18 protein-coding genes and 1 pseudogene are annotated in these 21,791 nt (G+C 67.2%); 13 read left to right on the top strand and 6 right to left on the bottom strand.

What is annotated here, in order from left to right; genetic code table 11:
• Positions 1-116: 116 nt before the first annotated feature.
• The 3 genes and pseudogenes from betC to AC1DZT_RS14780 all read left to right on the top strand — a co-directional run.
• Complete coding sequence (gene betC / locus AC1DZT_RS14790) at positions 117-1,625, top strand: choline-sulfatase (RefSeq protein WP_478007397.1); 1,509 nt, start codon at positions 117-119, stop codon at positions 1,623-1,625.
• A 139-nt stretch (positions 1,626-1,764) separates the two neighbouring features.
• Positions 1,765-2,580, top strand: coding sequence for a DUF3800 domain-containing protein (locus AC1DZT_RS14785; RefSeq protein WP_478007396.1), 816 nt, complete (start codon positions 1,765-1,767; stop codon positions 2,578-2,580).
• A gap of 8 nt (positions 2,581-2,588) precedes the next feature.
• A pseudogene (locus AC1DZT_RS14780) lies at positions 2,589-2,738 on the top strand (hypothetical protein); the annotation flags it as partial.
• Between the two features lie 42 nt (positions 2,739-2,780).
• Here AC1DZT_RS14780 and otnI read toward each other — a convergent pair.
• Complete coding sequence (otnI, locus tag AC1DZT_RS14775; RefSeq protein ID WP_478007395.1) at positions 2,781-3,548, bottom strand: 2-oxo-tetronate isomerase; 768 nt, start codon at positions 3,546-3,548, stop codon at positions 2,781-2,783.
• Between the two features lie 15 nt (positions 3,549-3,563).
• Positions 3,564-4,469 (bottom strand): L-threonate dehydrogenase, encoded by a 906-nt coding sequence (gene ltnD / locus AC1DZT_RS14770; protein ID WP_478007394.1) that lies wholly within the window; start codon positions 4,467-4,469, stop codon positions 3,564-3,566.
• A 128-nt stretch (positions 4,470-4,597) separates the two neighbouring features.
• On the opposite strand from ltnD, the gene AC1DZT_RS14765 reads away from it, so the two are divergent.
• The 3 genes from AC1DZT_RS14765 to otnC are packed head-to-tail and all read left to right on the top strand — an operon-like array spanning position 4,598 to position 7,503.
• Positions 4,598-5,596, top strand: coding sequence for a LacI family DNA-binding transcriptional regulator (locus AC1DZT_RS14765; RefSeq protein WP_478007393.1), 999 nt, complete (start codon positions 4,598-4,600; stop codon positions 5,594-5,596).
• 24 nt (positions 5,597-5,620) lie between these two features.
• Positions 5,621-6,868, top strand: coding sequence for a 3-oxo-tetronate kinase (gene otnK, locus AC1DZT_RS14760; RefSeq protein WP_478007392.1), 1,248 nt, complete (start codon positions 5,621-5,623; stop codon positions 6,866-6,868).
• Positions 6,865-7,503: a 3-oxo-tetronate 4-phosphate decarboxylase gene (gene otnC, locus AC1DZT_RS14755; protein ID WP_478007391.1), complete on the top strand. Its 639-nt coding sequence runs from the start codon at positions 6,865-6,867 to the stop codon at positions 7,501-7,503. The genes otnK and otnC overlap by 4 nt, the downstream gene beginning before the upstream one ends.
• Position 7,504: 1 nt before the next feature.
• Here otnC and AC1DZT_RS14750 read toward each other — a convergent pair whose 3' ends face one another.
• A complete protein-coding gene (locus tag AC1DZT_RS14750) occupies positions 7,505-8,320 on the bottom strand; it encodes an IclR family transcriptional regulator (RefSeq protein ID WP_478007390.1) in 816 nt (271 codons plus the stop codon).
• A 168-nt stretch (positions 8,321-8,488) separates the two neighbouring features.
• Between AC1DZT_RS14750 and AC1DZT_RS14745 the strand changes: the two genes are divergently transcribed.
• From AC1DZT_RS14745 to AC1DZT_RS14715, 7 genes are read left to right on the top strand one after another with little or no spacing between them, the layout of a single operon-like run.
• Positions 8,489-9,502 carry an ABC transporter permease gene (locus tag AC1DZT_RS14745; protein ID WP_478007389.1) on the top strand — a complete coding sequence of 338 codons (1,014 nt, stop codon included), beginning with the start codon at positions 8,489-8,491 and terminating at the stop codon, positions 9,500-9,502.
• 1 nt (position 9,503) lies between these two features.
• Positions 9,504-10,352 carry an ABC transporter permease gene (locus AC1DZT_RS14740; RefSeq protein ID WP_478007388.1) on the top strand — a complete coding sequence of 283 codons (849 nt, stop codon included), beginning with the start codon at positions 9,504-9,506 and terminating at the stop codon, positions 10,350-10,352.
• Complete coding sequence (locus AC1DZT_RS14735; protein ID WP_478007387.1) at positions 10,349-11,335, top strand: ABC transporter ATP-binding protein; 987 nt, start codon at positions 10,349-10,351, stop codon at positions 11,333-11,335. Before AC1DZT_RS14740 ends, AC1DZT_RS14735 begins: the two co-directional genes overlap by 4 nt.
• Positions 11,332-12,342 (top strand): ABC transporter ATP-binding protein, encoded by a 1,011-nt coding sequence (locus AC1DZT_RS14730; protein WP_478007386.1) that lies wholly within the window; start codon positions 11,332-11,334, stop codon positions 12,340-12,342. The genes AC1DZT_RS14735 and AC1DZT_RS14730 overlap by 4 nt, the downstream gene beginning before the upstream one ends.
• Positions 12,343-12,367: 25 nt before the next feature.
• Positions 12,368-13,621, top strand: coding sequence for a CaiB/BaiF CoA transferase family protein (locus tag AC1DZT_RS14725; RefSeq protein WP_478007385.1), 1,254 nt, complete (start codon positions 12,368-12,370; stop codon positions 13,619-13,621).
• A complete protein-coding gene (locus AC1DZT_RS14720; RefSeq protein WP_478007384.1) occupies positions 13,618-15,570 on the top strand; it encodes a 3-hydroxyacyl-CoA dehydrogenase NAD-binding domain-containing protein in 1,953 nt (650 codons plus the stop codon). Before AC1DZT_RS14725 ends, AC1DZT_RS14720 begins: the two co-directional genes overlap by 4 nt.
• Positions 15,571-15,579: 9 nt before the next feature.
• The gene (locus tag AC1DZT_RS14715) at positions 15,580-17,757 is read left to right on the top strand and encodes a dehydrogenase E1 component subunit alpha/beta (protein ID WP_478007383.1); all 2,178 of its coding nucleotides are present in this window, start codon (positions 15,580-15,582) and stop codon (positions 17,755-17,757) included.
• A 12-nt stretch (positions 17,758-17,769) separates the two neighbouring features.
• Here the strand turns inward: AC1DZT_RS14715 and AC1DZT_RS14710 are convergent, their stop codons facing one another.
• From AC1DZT_RS14710 to AC1DZT_RS14700, 3 genes are read right to left on the bottom strand one after another with little or no spacing between them, the layout of a single operon-like run.
• Entirely contained in the window at positions 17,770-19,227 is a 1,458-nt protein-coding gene (locus AC1DZT_RS14710) for an NAD-dependent succinate-semialdehyde dehydrogenase (RefSeq protein WP_478007382.1), read from the bottom strand.
• Positions 19,228-19,251: 24 nt separating this feature from the next.
• Entirely contained in the window at positions 19,252-20,799 is a 1,548-nt protein-coding gene (locus AC1DZT_RS14705; RefSeq protein WP_478007381.1) for an acetolactate synthase large subunit, read from the bottom strand.
• Between the two features lie 32 nt (positions 20,800-20,831).
• Positions 20,832-21,722, bottom strand: a complete 891-nt coding sequence (locus AC1DZT_RS14700; RefSeq protein WP_478007380.1) for an SMP-30/gluconolactonase/LRE family protein — start codon at positions 21,720-21,722, stop codon at positions 20,832-20,834.
• Between the last annotated feature and the right edge of the window lie 69 nt (positions 21,723-21,791).

Raw genomic sequence — 21,791 nt, 5'->3', positions numbered from 1 at the left:
GCGGCACTTTGGTGTCTGATTGCGACAACCGTTTGTAGACATGCAAATTCTTCGCTTGCCCAAGCGGCAAAGTCGCGCCACCGATGGTTGCACCTGCCAAAGCCAAGGTTTCCGACATGTCCAAGCGCCCCAATATCCTGATCCTGATGGTTGACCAGCTGACCGGCACTTTGTTCGCCGATGGGCCGGCCGCCTTCCTCCATGCGCCCAATCTGCGCAAACTGGCCGACCGTTCGGTGCGCTTTGGCAATGCCTACACGCCCTCGCCGCTTTGCGCCCCGGCGCGTGCCGCCTTCATGTCGGGCGCCCTGCCGCGCCGGACGCGGGTCTATGACAATGCCGCCGAATTCGCCTCGGACATCCCGACCTATGCCCACCACCTGCGCCGCGCCGGCTATCAGACCGCCCTTTCGGGCAAGATGCATTTCGTCGGCCCTGACCAGCTGCACGGCTTTGAACAGCGCCTGACGACCGACATCTACCCCGCCGATTTCGGCTGGACGCCCGATTACCGCAAGCCGGGCGAGCGGATCGACTGGTGGTATCACAACCTCGGCTCGGTCACCGGGGCTGGGGTGGCCGAGATCACCAACCAGCTGGAATATGACGATGACGTGGCGCATCAGGCGATCCAGAAGATCTATGACCTCTCCCGCGGCCTCGACCCCAGGCCATGGAGCCTGACCGTCTCCTTCACCCATCCGCATGACCCTTTCGTCGCCCGCCGCAAATACTGGGACCTCTACGAAGGCGCGCCGGAACTGGAGCCGCCCTCCCAGCTGACTTACGAAGCGATGGACCCGCATTCCAAGCGCCTGATGGATGCCTGCGACTGGCGCGGGCTGGAGGTGAATGCCGAACATATCCGCCGCGCCCGCCACGGCTATTTCGCCAATATCTCTTACGTCGATGACAAGATCGGCGAGGTTCTGGCCGCCCTTGAAGCCTCACGCCAGGAGGCGATCGTGGTCTTCGTCTCGGATCATGGCGAGATGCTGGGTCGCAAGGGCCTGTGGTTCAAGATGAATTTCTTCGAAGGCTCGGCCCGCGTGCCCCTGATGATCGCAGCCCCCGGACTGGACCCGCATCTGGAGGAAACCCCGGTTTCCACCATCGACGTGACCCCGACGCTGTGCGATCTGGCCGGGATCTCGATGGAGGAGGTGATGCCCTGGACCGATGGCGAAAGCCTCGTGCCGCTGGCGAAGGGGCAGGAACGGACCAGCCCGGTCGCGATGGAATATGCCGCCGAAGGCACGATCACGCCGATGGTCTGCCTGCGCCAGGGCGCCTGGAAATACATCCGCTGCAAGGCCGATCCCGACCTTCTGTTCGATCTGGCCCATGACCCCGAGGAAGAGACCAACCTCGCCGCCGACCCCCGCGCCGCCGAGATCCTCGCCCATTTCCAGATCCTGGCCGAGGAGAAATGGGACCTCGCCGCCTATGATGCCGAGGTCCGGCAAAGCCAGGCCCGGCGCTGGGTGGTCTACGAGGCCCTGCGCAACGGCAGCTACTACCCTTGGGATTACCAGCCGCTGCGCGCCGCATCGGAACGCTACATGCGCAACCACATGGATCTGAACGTGCTGGAAGAGAACAAGCGCTTCCCGCGCGGCGAATGAGTTGAGAAATTGCGAGAGTGCGCTCCACTTGCGAGCACCATCGGTGACGAACTTTTCTAAGCGAATCTCTAAAGAGGTGGTATTGTGAGCCTTCTTGTTGGGGTGTTTAGTGGCCCGTCATTCAGTTAAGGGGGGAGGATTGGTAGTTTATGAAGCGCATCTTGACGAAACTGGCGGTGAAGATGGCGCGTTTCCTCTCATAGGAGTTGCCGGTTATCTCATCGAGGCGGAGCGTGTTCAACAGTTTGAAACCGCCTGGGCATCTGCCAAGGGTGATCTTCCCTATATTCATATGAAAGATTTTGCGCCCGGCCGGGGTATCTATGCCCATATGAGTAAATCTGAAAGGACGGCGATGGGCATAAGTCTCATTGCTGCGATTAAGGATAACGTAAGCATTGCGGCGGCGTCTTTCGCTCCGCTGGGTCGGTTCGCGAAAGATGCTGGAGACGAGCCTTACTCTTTCTCACTTCAGATGGTCTCGCACCTGCTGCAAGCCCATTTGGAAATCAAGCATTCTGCGGAGTTTGAAGTATCCATCTTCTATGAAAAAGGCAGGAAGTACGCCTTTAAAGCTGTAGAGGTCTTTGAAAGGAGTAAGGATCCAAGGATCAAAAGTTTCTCGCCGATTTCCAAGGAGGAATCTGGACTTGTTCAAGCGGCGGACATGTTGACTTGGCATCTTGCAAAATATATTAAGGATATAGTTGACGGCTCGCGTAATCCGCGGAAGGACTTTGAATCTCTCCTAGATGTGCCGGGGCTGTACTTTCAATATTTCCCATCTAAAGCTGGAATTAATCAAATAATTTTCGACAACAGAGACCTTTTGCGCCCCAAGGTGATGCAAGGCATCAAAGAGATATATGATATGAGAATTCCTTTAAATTACTTGTGGGCAAAATATGGTGTCGGTGTGCTCGGTGGAAAAGATGGGGTCGGGCCTGATGGTTAGATTTCATCCGTCGCTGGGTGGTCTATGAGGCTTTGCGCAATGGCAGCTATTACCCCTGGGATTACCAACCGCTGCGTGCCGCCTCCGAACGCTACATGCGCAACCACATGGACCTGAACGTGCTGGAAGAGAACAAGCGCTACCCGCGCGGCGAGTAGATCGGGCCGGGCGGCAGGGTTTCCCGCCGCCCTTGTCCTTGGTCAGGCCCGCGCAAGCCAGTCGAGGCCCGCTTTCGTGCTGGTCCGGGGGCGATATTCGCAGCCGACGAAGCCCTGATAGCCGATCGCATCCAGCGTGCGGAAAATCGCGAAATCGTCCAGCTCGCCGCTGCCCGGCTCATGCCGGCCGGGGACCGATGCGGTCTGGATATGGCCGATCAGCCCCTGCATCTGCCGCAGGGCGTTCATCACATTCCCATGCATCAGTTGGCGATGGTAGATGTCGAACTGCAGGCGCAGGTTGGGCAGGCCCATTCCTGCGATCAACTCGGCTGCGGCGTTGAAATCGTTCAGAAAATAGCCGGGCACGTCGAAAGGGTTCAAAGGCTCGATCAGGAGGGTGATGCCAAGGGGGGCCGCGGCGGTTGCAGCCTCGGTCAGGGCCGCGCGGTAGCGGGCGGCATGGGGCGCGCTGTCCGGCGGGGCGATGCCGGCCATCAGGTGCAGGCGCGGCACTTTCAGCACCTGCGCATAATACAGAGCCTGGGACAGCCCGGAGGAGAACTCCTCCCGCCGCGCGTCAAAGACGGCGATGCCGCGCTCGCCCGCGGCCCAGTCGCCCGGCGGCAGGTTGAAGAGGACAATTTCCACCCCGGCGGCCGTGGCGCGGGCGGCGATCTCTTCGGCGGGCCAGTCATAGGGGAAGAGGAACTCCACCGCCGCGAACCCGGCCTCGGCGGCGGCGGCAAAGCGGTCGAGGAAGGGCAGTTCGGTGAACATCATCGACAGGTTGGCGGCAAAGCGCGGCATGGCGGTCTCCCTCGCTCAGGCGGTCTTGACGACATCGGGCAGGGTCGCGCCCGCGACCTGCGCCAGCAGCCGCGCCACCGAGGCGTCATCGTCGCGCCCCATCCCCGAGGCGGCGGTGGCCACGAACATCTGCAGCGCGGTCGCGCCAAGGTTCAGCGGAAAGCTTTCCGCCAGCCCGATATTGGCGATGATGCCCAGATCCTTGGTGAAGATATTGACCGCGCTGCGCGGGGCATAATCGCCGTCAAGGATATGCGGCACCCGGTTCTCGAACATCCAGCTGTTGCCGGCAGAGCCGGTGATCACCTCATAGACCTTCGGCAAGTCAAGACCAAGGTGGGCGGCAAAGGTCATGGCCTCGCAGGCTGCGGCGATGTGGATGCCGGCCAGAAGCTGGTTGACGATCTTGTAAGAGGCGCCGATCCCGGCCTTGTCGCCAAGGTTATGCACCTTAGCCGCAATCGCCTGCAGCACTGGCCCGGCGAGGGTGAAGGCCGCGTCGGAACCAGAGGCCATCACGGTGATCTGCCCTTCCGCCGCGCGCTGTGCCCCGCCGCTGATCGGCGCGTCGAGGTAGTGAAACCCCGCCGCCTCGACCCGTGCGGCCAGCTGGCGCGCGCCCTCCGGCGCCATGGTGGCGGAAGACAGGATCACCGCCCCCGCCGGAAGCGTGCTGGCCGCGCCCGCCGGCCCGAACAGCGCGGCCTCGGTCTGGGCGGCGTTGACCACCATCAGGACCAGCGCCGTGGCGCCCCGTGCCGCCTCGGCCGGGGTGGCGACCGAAGTGCCCCCGGCTGCGGCAAAGCTGTCGCGCTGCAGCGGGTTCAGATCGCAGCCCCGGCAGTCAAAGCCCGCACGCACCAGCGATCGGGCGGCGCCCATTCCCATCGACCCAAGCCCCACGACCCCGACCCGCTGCATCGCCTTCTCCTTTGTCTGTGCTCGATGTCGCGCTAAATGACAGCGCTGTCATTTACGGGGTATACCGTCTTGCAGGCTTCACGCAAGTCTGTATGTTAGCGATGTCATTTCTGCTGCGGAGCCCGCCCTTGACCAACCCTGCCACCCTGCGCGATGTTGCCCGCCTGGCCGAGGTCAGCGAGATCACGGTCTCCCGCGTGCTGCGCGGGCTGCAGGGCATCCGCCCCGATACCCGCGACCGGGTGATGGAGGCGGTGCGGCGGACCGGCTATGTCGCCAACCGGCTGGCGGGCAGCCTGTCCTCGGCGCGGTCCAACCTGGTGGGGGTGGTTTTGCCCTCGCTGTCCAACAACGTCTTTCCCGAGGTGATTGCCGGGATCAGCGCGGCGCTGGCGCAATCGGGTTTTCAGCCGGTCGTCGGGGTCAGCGACTATGACCTTGGCACCGAGGAAGACGTGGTGCGCGCCATGCTGGCCTGGAAACCGGCGGCGATGATCCTGACCGGGCTGGACCACAGCGCCGCGACCCTGCGTCTGGTGGGCGATGCCGGGGTGCGGGTGGTCGAGATCATGGACACCGGCGGACGGCCGATCGACGTGGCGGTCGGCTTCTCGCACCGGGCGGCGGGGGTGGCCACGGTGCGCCATCTGGTCGGGCGGGGCTATCGCCGCTTTGGCTTTGTCGGCCACGACCTGACCCGCGACCGCCGCGCCGCCCTGCGGCTGGAGGGGGTGACCGAGGCCCTGCAGATGGCCGGACTCGCCGCGCCGCGCCTGCATCTGACCGGCGGGGCAAGCTCGGTTCAGGCCGGGCGGCAGGGGCTGGCCGCGCTGCTGGCCGCGGGCGAAGGGTGCGATGTGGTGATTTTCTCGAATGACGACATGGCTGTGGGCGGCGTCTTCCATTGCCTCGCCGCCGGGGTGCGGATGCCGCAGGATCTGGCGCTGTTCGGCTTCAACGGGCTGGAGGTCGGGCAGGCCCTGCCGCAGCCCCTGTCCACCCTGCGCTCGGACCGCACGCGGATCGGGGTGCTGGCGGTGCAGGCGATCCTCGCTCCGCCGCCCGCGACCGACGCCGCCCGCCTCGTCGAGACGGGTTTCGAGATCCTGAACGGCGCCACCGCCTGAAAGGCGCAACATGAAGGTGCAAGAATGTTCATAGGTGCGATTGCCGATGACCTGACCGGGGCCACCGACCTGTCCCTGACCTTGGCGCGCAGCGGGATGCGGGTGATCCAGATCGCGGGCCTTCCCGAAAGCCTTGCCGATTTCGGCGATGCCGAGGCGGTGGTCGTGGCCCTGAAATCCCGCACCATCCCCGCGGCCGAGGCCGTGGCGCAATCGCTGGCGGCAGCACGGCTTCTGCAACAGGCCGGGTCGGCGCAGATTTTCTTCAAGTACTGCTCCACCTTCGATTCCACCGATCAGGGCAATATCGGCCCGGTGACCGAGGCGCTGATGGCGCTGTTGCAGGTGTCCTTCACCATCGCCTGCCCGGCCTTTCCGGCCAATGGCCGCAGGGTCTATCGCGGGCATCTCTTCGTGGGCGACGCGCTTTTGTCCGACAGCAGCATGAAGGACCATCCGCTGACGCCGATGCGGGATGCCAATCTGGTGCGGGTCTTGCAACGGCAGACCGGGCAGGCGGTCTCGCTGATCGGGCAGGAGGTGGTGGCGGGGCCCGAAGCGGCATTGGAGGCGCGCTTTGCCGAAGGGCAGGGCATTGCGATCGTCGATGCCATCTCGGACGCGGATCTCTACCGGATTGGTGCTGCGGCGCGCGGGCTGCGGCTGATCACTGGCGGCTCGGGGGTGGCGCTGGGTCTGCCGGCGCTTCACCTGCCGGCGGACCGCGCCACGGGGGCGCCGCCTCTGCCGGTGCCTGCGGGGCGGGCGGTGGTCCTGGCCGGGTCCTGTTCCGCCGCCACCCGGGGCCAGGTGGCCGCGGCCATCGCCGCCGGCATGCCCGCGCTGCGGCTGGACGCGATGGAGATTGCCGCCGGCCGGATGTCCGTGGCCGCGGCGCGGGACATCGTTCTGGCCCAGACCGCGGACCTGCCGCCGCTGGTCTATTCCAGCGCCGATCCCGAAGTCATCCGCCGGGTGCAGACGGCGCTGGGACGTGATCGGGCGGGCAGTCTGGTCGAGGATTTCCTCGCAGAGCTCGCCGCGACTCTGGCCGACCGCGGCTTCAACCGCTTTCTCGTCGCAGGGGGCGAGACCTCGGGGGCGGTGGTGGCGGCCCTTGGCGTGCGGCGGCTGGAGATCGGGGCCGAGATCGACCCCGGCGTGCCCTGGACCCGCGCCCAGGGGCGGCGGGCGCCGCTGGCCCTCGCCCTCAAGTCGGGCAATTTCGGCAGCGCGGATTTCTTCCTCAAGGCCTGGAGGCTTCTGGCATGACGCAGCTTCTGTCCGAGGCGACGCGGGCGCGTGACGAGATCGTCGCGGTGGGCCGCTCGCTGTTCGACCGCCGGCTGACGGCGGGGTCGAGCGGCAATATCTCGGTCCGGCTGGGCGACGGCAGCCTGCTGATGACGCCGACCAATGCCTCGCTGGGCGACCTCGACCCGGCGCGGCTGGCGCTGCTGGACCCTCAGGGCCGCCATGTCTCGGGCGATCTGCCGACCAAGGAGGCCGTCCTGCACAGCTGTCTTTATTGCCGCAGACCCATGGCCCGGGCGGTGGTGCATCTGCATTCCACCCATTCGGTCGCGGTCAGCATCCTGGCCGATACCGACGCCGCCGACGTGCTGCCGCCCCTGACCGCCTATTACGTCATGCGGGTCGGGCGGCTGCCCCTGATCCCCTACCACCCGCCCGGCGACCCCGCCCTGGCGCAAGCGGTCGAGGCCGAGGCCGCCTCCCATCACGCGATGCTTCTGGCCAACCACGGCCCGGTGGTATCCGGCGCCACCCTGCGCGAGGCGCAATACGCCACCGAAGAGCTGGAGGAGACGGCGAAGCTTTTCCTGCTGCTGGGCAACCGCGCCATCCGCCCGCTGACCGCCGATCAGGCCGACGCGCTGCGCCGTTAGGTCACGCGCCCCGCACGCGGCTGTTCAGCTGGGTTTCCAGCCGGGTCTTCACCTCCAGAAGCATCGGGCCGATCTTCTCGAGGCAGAGGCTGCGCGGCAGAAGGTCCACGATCCCGCCGCAGGTCAGCGCCACGACGGGCGAGCCGTCGGTGGGCCGGAAGCAGACGCCCACGGCGTTGATATAGCTGTACCAGGTGCCGAAAACCCCGATGAAGCCACGGGTGGCAAGGTCATGCACGGATTCGGCCAGAACGCTGCGGATCTGCACCTCATGCGCCGGGTCGGCAGCGACGATCTCTTCCAGGATCTTCGCCCTTTGCGCCTCGGCGGCATCGGCAAGCCAGGCCATGCCCATCGCCGTGCGCCCCATCGGCACCCGCGAGCCGATGTTGAGCCGCAGGGAGACCGGCGCCATCGAGCGGCAGTTGGCGACATAGACCATGTCCAGCCCGTCGCGCATCCCGATCGCCACGGCGGCGCCGGTCTGGTCGGCCAGTTCCTGGATCAGCGGCTGGGCCAGGGTCACCACGGCGCTGGAACTCAGCGCGGAATAGCCGAGCGACACCGTCGCAGGCCCGATGGAATAGCGCCCCAGACTGTTGTCGTAATGCAGATAGCCCAGCCCGACGAGGGTCGAGGTCAGGCGCGACACCGTGGCCTTGGGCAGGCCGGTCCGGTCGATCAGGTCCTGGTTGCCCAACGTAGCATCGCTGGCGGTGAAGGCGCGCAGGATGTCGAGCCCGCGCGTCAGCGAGGCCGCCGGGCTGGAGGCATCCGCGTCATCGCTGCCGTCGGCGGGCTTGTTCCGTTTACGCATCGCACATTCCTTCAGCTTTTCCCGACCTGCCCCGAACCCGTATTTTTAAAATCAGAACAAAATTTCATTTATGTTGACGACCCCGGGGAAGCTTGTCAATGTTTGTCCAAAGCGCGCCCTTTGTCATCCGGCTGTCCGTCACGTGCAGCCTCTCCAGGAGCCTCGCCAGTGATCCGCTATATCCTGCGCCGCCTGTTTGCCATACCTTTCCTTGTGCTCGGGATCGTCACGCTGGCCTTCCTTCTGACCACCGTGGTCAAGGGCGATCCGCTCAGCGCCATCGTCTCGGAACGTCAGATGAACAACCCCGAAGTGGTGGCCGCCGCCAAGGCGCGCTGGGGTTTGGACAAGAGCCTGCCGGAGCGTTACGCGATCTATGTCGGCAACCTGCTGAAGGGCGACATGGGCACCTCCTTCATCACCCGCCGCCCGGTGTCGCAGGATGTGCTCTACCGTCTGCCCGCCACGATGGAGCTGGTTCTGGCGGCGATGGTCTTCGGGACCTTGCTCGGCGTGTCGCTGGGGGTTCTGGCGGCCTATTACCGCAACAGCGCGGTGGATCATGTGGCGCGTCTGGTGGCGCTGTTCGGGTCGTCGATCCCGGTGTTCTGGCTGGGCCTGGCGCTTCTCTACATCATGTCGGTGAAATGGGGCGTGCTGCCCGGTCCGGGGCGGGTGGATGCAAGGGCGGCACTGCCGCCTTCGGTGACGGGTTTCCTGACCATCGACACCCTTCTTGCGGGCGATTTCAAACTGTTCGTCGACGCGCTCTGGCATCTGCTCCTGCCGGCCTTCGTGCTGGGCTGGTCGGTCGCAGGCACCATCTCGCGCCTCGTGCGGGCCAATATGCTGGAGGTGCTGGGCCGCGAGTTCATCCTGACCGCAAGGGCCAAGGGCGCGGGAGAGTTCCGGGTCGTCGTCCGCCACGCGCTGCTGAACACGCTGGTGCCGACGCTGACGGTGATCGGCTATTCCTTTGCCTATCTGCTGACCGGCGCCGTGCTGACCGAGACCATCTTCTCCTGGCCCGGCATGGGGTCCTACGCGGTAGAGGCGGCGCGGGGCCTTGATTTTCCGGCGATCATTGGCGTGACCATCGTGGGCGGGGTGATCTTCCTTCTGACCAACCTGATCACCGACATCGCCTATGTCTTCGTCAATCCGCGCGTGAGGTTGGGGTAAGATGATGACCGCCGTTCCCGCCGCGCGCCTGCGCCGCTTCCGTCGCCCGCGCTGGCTGTCCCTGCCGATGGCGCTGGGTCTTGCGATGATCCTGTTCTGGCTTTTGGCGACCGTCGCGGCCCCGCTGATCACGGCCTATGACCCGCTGGACATGGTGGCCCGCCGCCTGCAGGCGCCAAGCTGGGCGCATTGGCTGGGCACCGATGCCCTCGGCCGCGATGTCTATACCCGCACGATGTACGGCGCTCAGCATTCGCTGCCGATCGCGGCCATCGTGGTGGCGGCGGCGGTCAGCATCGGGGCCTTTCTGGGCGCGATCTCGGGCTTTGTCGGCGGGTTTGTGGGGGCGGCGATCATGCGGCTGGTCGATGTGACCCTGGCCTTTCCGCCGATGTTGCTGGCCATGGCGGTGGCGGCCTCGCTCGGGCCGGGGCTTGGCCATGCGGCGGTGGCGATGGTGATCGTCTGGTGGCCGGTCTATGCCCGCCTGATGCGCGCCCAGGTGCTGGAGGTGCGCGAACGCGAACATGTCGAGGCGGCGGTGGCCTCTGGTGCCGGGCGGGCGCGGGTGCTGTTCCGTCATATCCTGCCGCTGTGCTGGACGCCGGTGCTGATCAGCGCGACGATGGATCTGGGGCAGGTCATTTTGCTTGCGGCCTCGCTGTCCTTCATCGGGCTGGGGGCCACGCCGCCGACGCCGGAATGGGGCTCGATGATCTCGGACGGGGCCTCGCAGTTCTATTCCTGGTGGATCGCGCTGGGGCCGGGTCTGGCGATCCTGACCATCGTCCTTGGCTTCAACTTCATCGGTGACGGATTGCACGACTACTTCGACCCGAGGTCCAAATGACCACAGAGCCCCTGTTTGAAGTGCGCGACCTGCGGGTGGGTTTTGGCCGCGGCGGGGTCTATGCCGATGCCGTGCGCGGCATCAGCCTGCAGGTGAACCCCGGCGAAGTGCTGGGGATCGTGGGCGAATCCGGCTCGGGCAAGTCGGTGGGGATGCTCTCCTCGATCGGGTTGCATCCCGAGGGTGCCCGGGTCAGCGGATCGGTGCGCTTTCGCGGGCAGGAGCTGGTCGGAATGTCGCGGCGCGAGCTGCAGCGCCTGCGCGGCTCGCGGATCGCGATGATCTTTCAGGACCCTTTGTCCTCGCTCAACCCGGTGATGACGGTGGGCGCGCAGATCGCCGAGGCGGTGCGGTTGCACCATCCCGACCTGTCGAAGAAAGCGGCCTTCGACCGCGCCAAGGACCTGCTGGCGCTGGTCTCGATCCCGCAGCCGGATCGGCGGCTGCACCAGTATCCGCACGAGTTTTCCGGCGGGATGCGGCAAAGGGTGATGATCGCGATGGCGGTGGCCAATGACCCCGACCTGCTGATCGCGGACGAGCCTACGACCGCCCTGGACGTGACGGTGCAGGCCCAGATCATGGAGGTTCTGGCCGACCTGCAACAGCGCCTGAACCTTGGCCTGATCCTGATCACCCATGACCTTGGCGTGCTCGCCGGCCATGCCGACCGGGTCGCCGTGGTCTATTCCGGCCAGATCGTCGAGGAGGCCGGGGTGGACGACCTCTTCGCCCGGCCGAACCACCCCTATACCCGCGGGTTGATCGCCTCGATCCCCAACATGGCGCTGCAGACCGAGCGGCTTTATTCGATCGAGGGCACGCCGCCCGCCCTGGGCAAGGTGCCGAGCGGCTGCGCCTTTCATCCGCGCTGTGCCCAGGCGCAGGACATCTGCCGCGCGCTGGCCCCGCCGGTTCATGTGACAGGCTTGCACCGCGCCGCCTGCCACTTTGCCGAAGGCGTCGTGGAGGCCGCATCATGACCGACATGACCCCGATCCTTTCGGTCCGCGACGTGGTCAAACGCTTTCCCGTCAAAGGCGGCATCCTGATCGAGCGGGATGTCGGCCATGTCAACGCGGTGGCAGGAGTCTCCTTCGACGTGGCGGCGGGCGAGACTTTGGGCCTCGTCGGCGAATCCGGCTGCGGCAAATCCACCCTCGGCCGTTGCCTTCTGCGCCTGATCGAACCGACCAGCGGCCAGACCCTCTACCGCGGCAAGGACATCAACCTCGCCCCGCCGGAGGAGATGCGCCAGCTGCGCCGCAAGATCCAGCTGGTCTTCCAGGACCCCTATGCCTCGCTGCATCCAAGGATGCGGATTGCCGAGAACATCGCCGAGCCCTTGCGGATCGGCGACCTGTCGCAGGACGCCCGCAAGGCGCGGGTGGCGGAAATGCTGGACCTCGTGCGGCTCAACCCCGAACATGGGCTGCGCTATCCGCACGAGCTTTCGGGTGGGCAACGCCAGCGGGTCGCCATCGCAAGGGCGCTGGCGCTGAAGCCGGATGTTCTGGTGCTGGATGAACCGGTCTCGGCCCTTGATGTTTCGGTGCAGGCGGGGGTTCTGAATCTTCTGAAGGATGTGCAGCGCGACTATGGCACGGCCTTCCTGTTCATCGCGCATGACCTTTCCGTGGTGCAGCATATCAGCGACCGGGTGGCAGTGATGTATCTGGGCAAGATCGTCGAGATCGCCCCCAAGGCTGCGCTTTATGGCTCGCCCATGCATCCTTACACGCAGGCGCTGATGTCGGCCGTGCCGCTGGCCGACCCGCCGCGCGAAAGGGCGCGGACGCGGATCGTGCTGAAGGGCGACGTACCCAGCCCGATGAACCCACCCTCCGGCTGCCATTTCCGCACCCGCTGTCCGATTGCCACCGCCCGTTGTGCCGCGGAGGTGCCGGTGCTGACCGAACTGGCCCCCGGTCATGCGGTGTCTTGCCATTACCCCGCCGCCATGGCGACGGGTCTGTCTGCCCCGGGCTGAACGCCGGGGATCGAGGGAGGATAAGATGACCAAGGCGACCCTGCCTCTTGCGGGCATCCGGGTGCTGGACCTGTCACGGGTTCTGGCCGGCCCCTGGGCCACGATGAGCCTGGCCGATTTGGGGGCCGATGTCTGGAAGATCGAGCATATCAAGGGCGGCGATGACAGCCGCGCCTGGTCGGTGCCGAGTTACAAGGGCGTCAGCACCTATTTCCTCTGCACCAACCGTGGCAAGCATTCCATCGCCCTGAACCTCAAATCGCCCGAGGGCTTGCAGATCGCCCTCGACCTTGCCGCCAGGGCCGATGTGGTGGTCGAGAATTTCCGCGCCGGCACGGTGGAGCGGCTGGGCATCGGCTATGAGGATGTGCGGAGGCTGAACCCCGGCGTGATCTATTGCTCGATCTCGGGCTATGGCCAGACCGGGCCGGAGCGGACGCGGCCGGGCTATGACTTCATCATGCAGGCCGAAAGCGGGCTGATGTCGATCACCGGGCAGGCGGACGGGCCGCCGAACCGGCTGGGGGTGGCCTTCACCGATGTGGTGGCGGGGATGGTGGCGACCCAGTCGATCCTCGCGGCGCTGTACCAGCGGCGCGATACCGGGCAGGGCCAGTTCATCGACCTTGCCCTGCTCGATTCGACGCTGAACCTGCTGATCAATGTCGGCAGCGGCTATCTCAATGGCGGGGCAGAGGCCGGGCGGCACGGCAATGCCCATCCCAGCGTGGTGCCCTATCAGCTGTTCGACACCGCCGATGGCAGCCTTGCCATTGCCGTGGGCAATGACCGGATGTTCGTGGATTTCTGCGAAAAGGTGCTGGACCGGCCCGGCCTCGCCCGGGACAAGCGCTTTGTCACCTCGCACCAGCGCGCGCTGCACCGCGCGGCGCTGATCGCCGAGATCGACCCGATCGTGGCGGCCAGACCCTCGCAGCACTGGCTGGCGGCCTGTCTTGCCGCCGACGTGCCCGCAGGCCCGGTCAAGACCGTGGCCGAGGCGCTGAGCGCGCCTTCGGTGGTGGAACGCGGCGTGATCCAGACGCTGGAACACCCCGAGCTTGGCCCGATCTCCCTGATCCGTCCCGCGCATGGTCTGGCGGCGCAGCGCACGCAAGACCCCAAGGCGCCGCCGCTTCTGGGTGAGGATACCCGCGAGGTGCTGCGCGATGTGCTGGGGCTGGACGAGGCCCGGATTGCCGCACTCGTGTCCGGGGGCGTCGTCGCGTGCCGCGAAAGGCCGGGGATGCCCGCCAAATCCGAGGTCGCCGTCGAATGACCGTAAGGCTGGAACAGTCGGGCCGCGTCGCCCTTGTCACCATCGATAACCCGCCGGTCAATGCGCTGTCCACCGTGGTGCGCGCCCGGCTGCTGGACCTTGTGGCAGCGCTTGACGCCGATCCCGGCGTCGATGCCGTGGTGCTGACCGGCGCGGGCAGGATCTTTGTCGGTGGCGCCGATATTGCCGAGTTCGACCGCCCCCCCGAAGCGCCGAGCCTGCCCGAGGTGATCGCGCGGATCGAGGGGGCGGCAAAGCCTTGGGTGGCCGCCCTGAACGGTCTGGCGCTGGGCGGCGGGCTGGAGCTTGCGCTGGCCTGCCGCTATCGGCTGGCGAGTGCCGGGGCGCGGTTCGGCCTGCCCGAGGTCACCCTCGGCATCATCCCCGGCGCGGGCGGCACCCAGCGTCTGCCACGGCTGATCGGGGTGGAAGCGGCCCTGCCGGTGGTGGCGGAAAACGCCATGCTGGATGCGGCGCGGGGCGAGGCGCTGGGCTTGATCGACCGGTTGGTGGAGGGCCCCCTGATCGCGGAGGCCCTAGCGTTTGCCGCAACTCAGACCGGGCATCCGCCGCCCGTAGCACGCCAGCGCCCGCTCGCCGATCCGGGGCCGGCGTTCTGGGCTCAGGCCGAGGAACGGATCACCAAGGCCGCCAAGGGCCAGACCGCGCCGCTTGCCGCCTTGCAGGCCCTGCGCTTCGGGGTGGAACACGGGGTGGAGGCCGGGCTTGCCCACGAACGTGCAACCTTCCTGCGGTTGAAAGCCAGCCCGGAGGCGGCCGCCCTCCGCCACCTCTTCTTTGCCGAACGCGCCGCCCCGCGCCCGGCGGCGCTGCGCGGCATTGCGCCCAAGCCGCTGCAAAGCCTGGGTGTGGTTGGCGGTGGCACGATGGGGGTGGGCATCGCCGCCGCCCTCGCCATGGCCGGGTTCGATGTGGTCCTCAGTGAGCGCGAGGCACCCGCCCTCGCCCGCGGCATGGACGCGCTGGGCCGCGTCTTCGACGCCGCCGCCAAGCGCGGCCGCCTGACCAGCGCCGAGGCCAGCGTGCAGCGGGCGCGGGTCGCAGGCCATGTCGGGCTGGAGCTGCTCGCCCCCTGCGATCTGGTGATCGAGGCGGTCTATGAAGACCTTGCCACCAAACGTGCGGTCTTTGCCGCCCTTGGCGACATCTGCCGCCCCGATGCGATCCTCGCCACCAACACCAGCTACATCGACCCGCGCCAGATTGCCGAGGGTCTGCCGGGGCCGGACCGCTTCATCGGCCTGCACTTCTTCAGCCCGGCGCAGGTGATGAAGCTTCTGGAGATCGTACCCCTGCCGCAGACCACGCCCGCCACGCGGGCCACCGCCTTTGACCTTGCGCGGCGGCTGGGCAAGGTGCCGGTGCAATCGGGCATCTGCGAGGGCTTCATCGGCAACCGCATCCTGAAACGCACCCGCGCCGCAGCCGAGGCCTTGCTGACCGCAGGCGTGCATTACGCCGCCATCGACCGCGCCTTGCGGGGCTTTGGCTATGGCATGGGCCTCTTCGAGATGCAGGACATGGCCGGCCTCGACATCAGCTTTCTCAACCGCGCCGCCGCCCGGGCGCGGGGCGAGGTCGTGCCGGAAAACCCCGGCGATCTTCTGGTCAGCGCCGGGCGCAACGGGCAGAAATCCGGCGCCGGCTGGTACGATTACGCCCTCGGCGACCGCAGCCCGCGCCCTTCGCCCGAGGCGGAGCGGATCATCGCCTCGCTGACCGGACCTTTGGACAGGGTCCTGCCAGAGGCAGAGATCGTCGCGGCGATCCTTGGGGCGATGGCCGAGGAAGGCCAACTGATCCTCGACGAGGGGATCGCCGCCTCCGCCGCCGAGGTCGACCTGGTTCTGGTCCACGGCTACGGTTTTCCGCGCAGCAAGGGCGGGCCGATGTTCTGTGCGGCGCATCCTCCCTCCCATCAAATCTGAAGGTTCAGCATGGCTCAGAAACTCACCCTGTCCGCCGCGGCGCCGTGGTTCCGCCTAGTCCCCGATGCGGCGGATTGGGCCTCGGTTCCTGCGCCGGACGTGATCCGGTGGTACGGCCAGATGCTTCTGGTCCGCCGCTTCGAGGAGAAGCTGCTCGATCTGGAAAAGGCCGGGCTGATCCATGGGCCGGTCCATACCTCGCTCGGGCAAGAGGCGGCGGCGGTGGGGGCCATGTCGGTGCTCGGGCGGCGCGACAAGATCAATGGCACGCACCGGGCGCATCATCAGGTGCTGACCAAGCTGATCAACGCCGACCTGCCGGAGGGCTTCGATCCGCGCCGCGACGCCTTCACCCCGGCGATGGACGAGGCGGTCTACCGCTTCATGGCCGAGATCATGGGCCTTACCCCCGGTTTTTGCGGCGGGCGCGGCGGGTCGATGCATGTGCGGGCCGATGCGGCGGGGGTGGCGGGGAGTTCCGCCATCATCGGCGGCAACCCGCCCCATGCGGTGGGCTATGCACTGGCCGACAAGCTTCTGGGGCGGAACGAGATTTCGGTCACCTTCTTTGGCGATGGCGCTGCGCTGGCGGGCGGGTCCTACGAGGCGATGAACATTGCCGCTGCGCAACAGGTTCCGGTGATTTTCTTCATCGAAAACAACCTCTACGGCGTCGCCACCCATATCGCCGATGTGACCCGCGAAACCCGCCTCTCCTCGCGCGGGGCGATGCTGGGCATCCCTTCCATCGAATGCGACGGGATGGATGTGGTGGCGGTGCATCTGGCGATGGCCGAGGCGCGGCGGATCATCGGAGATACCGGCGGCCCGGTGGTGGTGGAGGCGATGTGCTACCGCCATTTCCACCAGTCGGGCGGCAGGGCCGGCAGCGACTTCGGCTACCGGACCAAGGAGGAAGAGGCGGAGTGGCTCGCCCGCGACCCGATCGCGCAGGCCGAGGCGCGGCTGACCGCGCTCAACCTCGCCACCTCTGCCGATCTGGCCCGCATCGGCCAGACCATGGCGGGGGCCGTCACCGCGGCGGCGGCGCGGTTGACCGAGCCGGTGCCGGGCGGCAATGCCTTGCGGATTCCGGCCGAGCTTTGGCCCGATCCCGCCACCCTCGATGCCGGCATAATCGGCGATCTGTCCGAGATGGCGGGCGCGCGGTATCTGGACCATGACGACCTGCCCCGCCTGCCGCTGGAGCGGGTCAAGTTCGTCACCGCGGCGTCTGAAACCCTCGCCGCCGCGATGGCGCGTGACCCCACGATCATCGTGATGGGCGAGGATGCCCACCGTCTGCGCGGCGGGGTCAGCGGGTTTACCAAGGGCGCGCTGGAGCTGTGGCCCGAACGCGTCCTGCCGATGCCGATTGCCGAGAATGGTTTTACCGGGGTGGCGCTTGGCGCGGCGCTGAACGGCTTGCGCCCGGTGGTCGAGATCATGTTCGGCGACTTCTGCCTTGTCGCCGCCGACCAGATCGCCAATGGCATCGGCAAGGTCCGCCACATGTTCGGCGACGGCTTTCCGGTGCCCATCGTGCTTCGCGTCCGCGTCTCGCCCCATACCGGCTATGGCTCGCAGCATTCGGGCGATCCTTCGGCGCTGTTCGGGATGTTCCCGGGCTGGCGGATCCTCGCGCCGACCACAGCCTTCGACCATATCGGCCTCTTCAACGCGGCGCTGCGCTGCAACGATCCGGTGGTCATCATCGAACATGTGGCCTTCTACCAGCAGGAGTTCGATGTGCCGCAGGGCGACCGGGGCTATTGCATCCCCTTCGGCCGGGCGCATGTGGTGCGGCGCGGGGCGGCCTGCACGGTGCTGGCGACGACGGTGATGGTGGGCCATGCGCTGGCCGCCGCCGAGGAGCTGGGGGTGGATGCCGAGGTCATCGACCTGCGCAATCTGGATGAGCATGGCATCGACTGGGAGACCATCGCCGCCTCGGTCCAGAAGACCGGGCGGGTAGTGATCGCCGAACAGACCGCGCGCCGCCTGTCGATGGGGGCGACTTGGGCCGCGCAGATCCAGGAGCGGCTGTTCGACTGGCTGGATCACGAGATCCTGCGCGTGACCGGCGGCATGGCAGCACCCACCGTCTCCTCGGTGCTGAATCGGGTGGCGCTCGGCTCGGTCGAAAGCATCAAGGCGGCGCTGCGCCAGATCTCCCCGCCGCGCTGAGGGGGCGCCCGGTCAATCCACCTGAAGGTGGCTGACGAACCGGGCGTTGAGGTAGGGCTCCATTGCATCGGCGCCGCCCTCGGTGCCATAGCCGGAATCGTTGATGCCGCCGAAGGGCACCTCGGGCAGGGCCAGGCCGAAATGGTTGATCGAGAGCATGCCCGCCGGCACCTCATCGGTCAGCCGCCCGGCCTGCGCGGCGGAGCGGGTGAAGCCATAGGCGGCAAGGCCGAAGGGCAGGCGCTGCGCCTCGGTCAGCATATCGTCCAGCGAGGCCATGCGGACCATCAGGGCGAGGGGGCCGAAGGGTTCGTCATTCATCGCCCGGGCCTGCACCGGCACCTCGCCCAGAACGGTGGGTTCAAAGAAATAGCCCTTGTTGCCGATCCGGTTGCCGCCGGTGACCAGACGTGCGCCCGTGGCGACGGCATCCGCAACCAGCCCTTCGATCGCGGCCACGCGGCGGTCATTGGCCAGCGGCCCCATCTGGGTGCCCTCGGTCAGGCCATTGCCGACCCGCAGCTTGACCGCCGCCTCGGCAAAGGCATCGACGAAATCGTCATAGACCGGCGCCTCGACCAGAAACCGCGTGGGCGAGACGCAGACCTGCCCGGCGTTGCGATACTTCGCCGCCACCACCGCCGCCGCCGTCCTGCCGATATCGGCATCCTTGAGGACAAAGACCGGGGCATGGCCGCCCAATTCCATCGTCACCCGCTTCATGTGCAGACCGGCCAGCGACGCCAGCTGCTTGCCGACCGGGGTTGATCCGGTGAAGGAGACCTTGCGGATCACCGGATGCGGGATCAGGTGGCCGGAAATCTCGGCCGGCGTGCCGAAGACCAGCCCGATCACGCCAGCCGGAACCCCCGCATCGGTGAAGCAGCGGATCAGGGCGGCGGGCGCGGCGGGGGTTTCTTCCGCCGCCTTGACGATGATCGAACAGCCGGTGGCAAGGGCTGCGGCCAGTTTGCGGACCAGCTGGCTCAAGGGAAAATTCCACGGCGTGAAGGCCGCGACCGGGCCGACCGGCTCCTTGATCACCATCTGGCGGACATGGGCCAGACGGGCCGGGATGATCCGGCCATAGGTGCGGCGGCCCTCCTCGGCGAACCAGTCGATCAGATCGGCGGTGGAGGCGACCTCGGTCCGCGCCTCGACCAGCGGTTTTCCGTTTTCCTGGGTCAGCCAGCTTGCCACGGTTTCCGACCGTTCGCGCAGAAGCTGCGCCGCCGCCCGCATCAGGCGGTAGCGTTCGAAGACCGAGGTGGCCCGCCACAGGCGAAAGCCGGCATCAGCCGCGGCAAGCGCCTCGTCCAGATCGGCGATCCCGGCATGGGCGACATGGCCGATGACCTCCTCGGTCGCGGGGTTGATCACCGGCAGGCGGCGCCCGTCCGACGCCTCGCGCCATTGGCCCGCGATCAGCAGAATTGTGTCGGGATAGGCGGCGAGGGCTTGGTTCGACATGGCAGGCTCCTTGGGCAAGGCGGTTCAGGCGATCACGAGCTCGATCAGGAAGGGGCCGGGCCTGCGGTTGGCGGCGGCAAAGGCCTCGGCAAAGGCGGCAAGGCTGGTGACCCTTCTGGCTTCGACGCCAAAGCCCTGCGCCAGCGCGGGCCAGTCGATGTCGGGCCGGCCAAGGTCGAAGAGGCGGGCGCTGGCCGGGCCTTCCGCCGCGCCGACATTCTTCAGCTCGCCATCGAGGATCGCATAGCGCCGGTTGGACAGGATCACCGTCGTGACATCCAGCCCCTCGCGCGCCTGGGTCCAAAGCGCCTGCAGCGAGTAGAGCGCCGAACCATCCGCCTGCAGCGCCACCACGCGCCGCCCGGGTGCTGCCACGGCGGCGCCGGTGGCCAGCGGCACGCCGCAGCCGATGGCGCCACCGGTCAGCTGCAACCAGTCATGCGGCGCGGCATCGGCGGTGCCGCTGTAGAACTCGCGCCCGAAGGTGATGCTTTCATCCACCACCACCGCGTTTTCCGGCAAGAGCGCCTGCACCACGGCCGCAACAGAGCCCGATGTGATCGCAACCCCCTCCAGCGCGGGCAGGGCGGGCGGCGCAGGACGGGGCGCGGGGGCGGCGGTGACGCCCAGCCGGGCGGCCAGACGCTCCAGCGCCTCCACCGCGTCTTCGGCGGGGGTGGCGAGGCTGTGGAGACGGCAGTCCTCCGGCTCCGGCACGCCGGGCTTGCCGGGATAGGCAAAGAAATTGACCGGACGCAGCGCGCCCGCCAGCACGATCTGGCTGGTTCCGGCGAGGGCGGCGATCGCCTCGTCGACCGGATAGGGCAGGCGGGTGACGCCATGCCGCCCGGCCCCGCGTTCGGCGCGGGTGATGAAGGTCGGGCCGAAGAGCCGGGCGCCGGTCTTGGCGGCGATGGCGGCGGCCAGCGCCAGGGGCCGCTCGCGCAGCGCCGCATCGCCCAGCATCAGTACCGATTGCCCCGGCCCGGTCAGCAGTGCCGCCGCCTGTTCCACCGCCGCCTCATCGGCCAGGGCAGCAGGGGGGATGTTCCGCCGCGGCGCCACGACGCCGCCCTCGTTCCAGCAGGTGTCCGAGGGCAGGGCCAGCACCGCCGCACCGAAGGGCCGGGTCGAAGCCTCGGCCACGGCCAGCGCCGCATCGCGCCCGACATCGGCGGCCAGAAGGCTGCGGCGCACCCATTTCGCCACCGGCTTGGCCAGGCTTTCGATGTCAGAGCTGAGCGGCGGGTCCAGAGGCGCATGGTAGGTGGCCTGATCGCCGACGAGGTTGACCACCGGGCTGCGCGCCCGCATCGCGTTGTGCAGATTGGCCAGCCCGTTGGCGAGGCCCGGTCCGCAGTGCAACAGCGTGGCCGCCGGCCGTTCGGCCATGCGGGCATAGCCATCGGCGGCCCCGGTCACCACCGTCTCGCTGAGGCAGGGCACCGCGCGCATCTTCGGGAACTGGTCGAGGGCCGCGACGAAATGCATCTCGCTGGTGCCGGGATTGGCGAAACAGGTGTCGATCCCGCTGTCGAGAAGGCTCCGCACCAGACTTTCTGCACCCAACATTCCCGTCATCCTTCCTGCAAAACTATCATATATCAAACTGCCGAGACCGGAGCGCCAAATCGCGCCACCGGCACGCCGGCCACCCCGACCCGGCAGGCGATCAGCCGCCCCGGCGACAGGACCCGCTCGCCCTCCCGCCGGGTCAGGCCGGTCACGAACAGGGTTTGCATGTCCGCCCCGCCGAAACAAGGCATGGTCGGCGCGGCCATCGGCACCGGCACCCGGCGCAGCAGGCTGCCATCCGGCGCAAAGACGTTGAGGCAGCCGGCCGAGACGCCGGCGCTCCAGTAATTGCCATCGAGGTCCACGGCGGCGCCATCGGGCAGGCCTGTCGCCTCGTCGGGCGTGGCGAAGATCCGTTCCCTGTCGGTGGCCCCGGTCGCAGGGTCGAAATCATAGGCCTTGATATAGGGGCCGCGGGAATCGGAATGGTACATGGTCCGGTGATCCGGGCTCCACGCCAGCCCGTTGGAGACGCGCAAGCCGCGGGAATGTATGGTGCATTCGCCATCCGGCGTGATCCGGAACAGGGTGCCGGTCGGCTGGGCCGGCCGTTCCACATGCATCGAACCGACCCAGAAACAGCCATCGGGGCCGACCTTGCCATCGTTGAGCCGGTTGACCGGCGCGCCGACATCCGGCGTCGCCAGAAGCTCTAGCTTGCCCGTCGCGGGGGTGAAGTAATGGACCGCCGTCCGCAGCGCGAGGATCAGCCTTTCGTCCGTCGTCAGCCCGATGCTGGTCACCTGGTCGGGCATGTTATGGCGCGCCAGCCCGCCGCTGGACGGGGTGAAGGCGTAAAGCGCGGCGGCTGGGATATCGACAAACCACAGGATGCCCCGCGCATCGTCCCAGACCGGCCCTTCGCCGATCCCGGTTTCCAGATCCAGACAGGCGGAAAAATCCATTGAATCGCTTGGCATATGGCCCCCTTCCGGCACCCGGACCCGTGGACTTGCCCTTGGCATCACGAAGGCGCCGCCTGTTTTGAT

Source organism: Rhodobacter sp. P1_C2 (assembly GCF_056406375.1).
The sequence above is the reverse complement of the archived record's forward strand: the minus strand, read 5'-3'. Positions and strand labels throughout refer to the sequence as shown.

What these genes read in the sequence shown, in the direction of transcription:
- betC (WP_478007397.1), top strand. Translation starts at nt 117, where the DNA reads ATGTCCAAGCGCCCCAATATCCTGATCCTGATGGTTGACCAGCTGACC.
- otnI (WP_478007395.1), bottom strand. Translation starts at nt 3,548, where the DNA reads ATGCCGCGCTTTGCCGCCAACCTGTCGATGATGTTCACCGAACTGCCC.
- ltnD (WP_478007394.1), bottom strand. Translation starts at nt 4,469, where the DNA reads ATGCAGCGGGTCGGGGTCGTGGGGCTTGGGTCGATGGGAATGGGCGCC.
- otnK (WP_478007392.1), top strand. Translation starts at nt 5,621, where the DNA reads ATGTTCATAGGTGCGATTGCCGATGACCTGACCGGGGCCACCGACCTG.
- otnC (WP_478007391.1), top strand. Translation starts at nt 6,865, where the DNA reads ATGACGCAGCTTCTGTCCGAGGCGACGCGGGCGCGTGACGAGATCGTC.
- AC1DZT_RS14750 (WP_478007390.1), bottom strand. Translation starts at nt 8,320, where the DNA reads ATGCGTAAACGGAACAAGCCCGCCGACGGCAGCGATGACGCGGATGCC.
- AC1DZT_RS14740 (WP_478007388.1), top strand. Translation starts at nt 9,504, where the DNA reads ATGATGACCGCCGTTCCCGCCGCGCGCCTGCGCCGCTTCCGTCGCCCG.
- AC1DZT_RS14735 (WP_478007387.1), top strand. Translation starts at nt 10,349, where the DNA reads ATGACCACAGAGCCCCTGTTTGAAGTGCGCGACCTGCGGGTGGGTTTT.
- AC1DZT_RS14730 (WP_478007386.1), top strand. Translation starts at nt 11,332, where the DNA reads ATGACCGACATGACCCCGATCCTTTCGGTCCGCGACGTGGTCAAACGC.
- AC1DZT_RS14725 (WP_478007385.1), top strand. Translation starts at nt 12,368, where the DNA reads ATGACCAAGGCGACCCTGCCTCTTGCGGGCATCCGGGTGCTGGACCTG.
- AC1DZT_RS14720 (WP_478007384.1), top strand. Translation starts at nt 13,618, where the DNA reads ATGACCGTAAGGCTGGAACAGTCGGGCCGCGTCGCCCTTGTCACCATC.
- AC1DZT_RS14715 (WP_478007383.1), top strand. Translation starts at nt 15,580, where the DNA reads ATGGCTCAGAAACTCACCCTGTCCGCCGCGGCGCCGTGGTTCCGCCTA.
- AC1DZT_RS14710 (WP_478007382.1), bottom strand. Translation starts at nt 19,227, where the DNA reads ATGTCGAACCAAGCCCTCGCCGCCTATCCCGACACAATTCTGCTGATC.
- AC1DZT_RS14705 (WP_478007381.1), bottom strand. Translation starts at nt 20,799, where the DNA reads ATGTTGGGTGCAGAAAGTCTGGTGCGGAGCCTTCTCGACAGCGGGATC.
- AC1DZT_RS14700 (WP_478007380.1), bottom strand. Translation starts at nt 21,722, where the DNA reads ATGCCAAGCGATTCAATGGATTTTTCCGCCTGTCTGGATCTGGAAACC.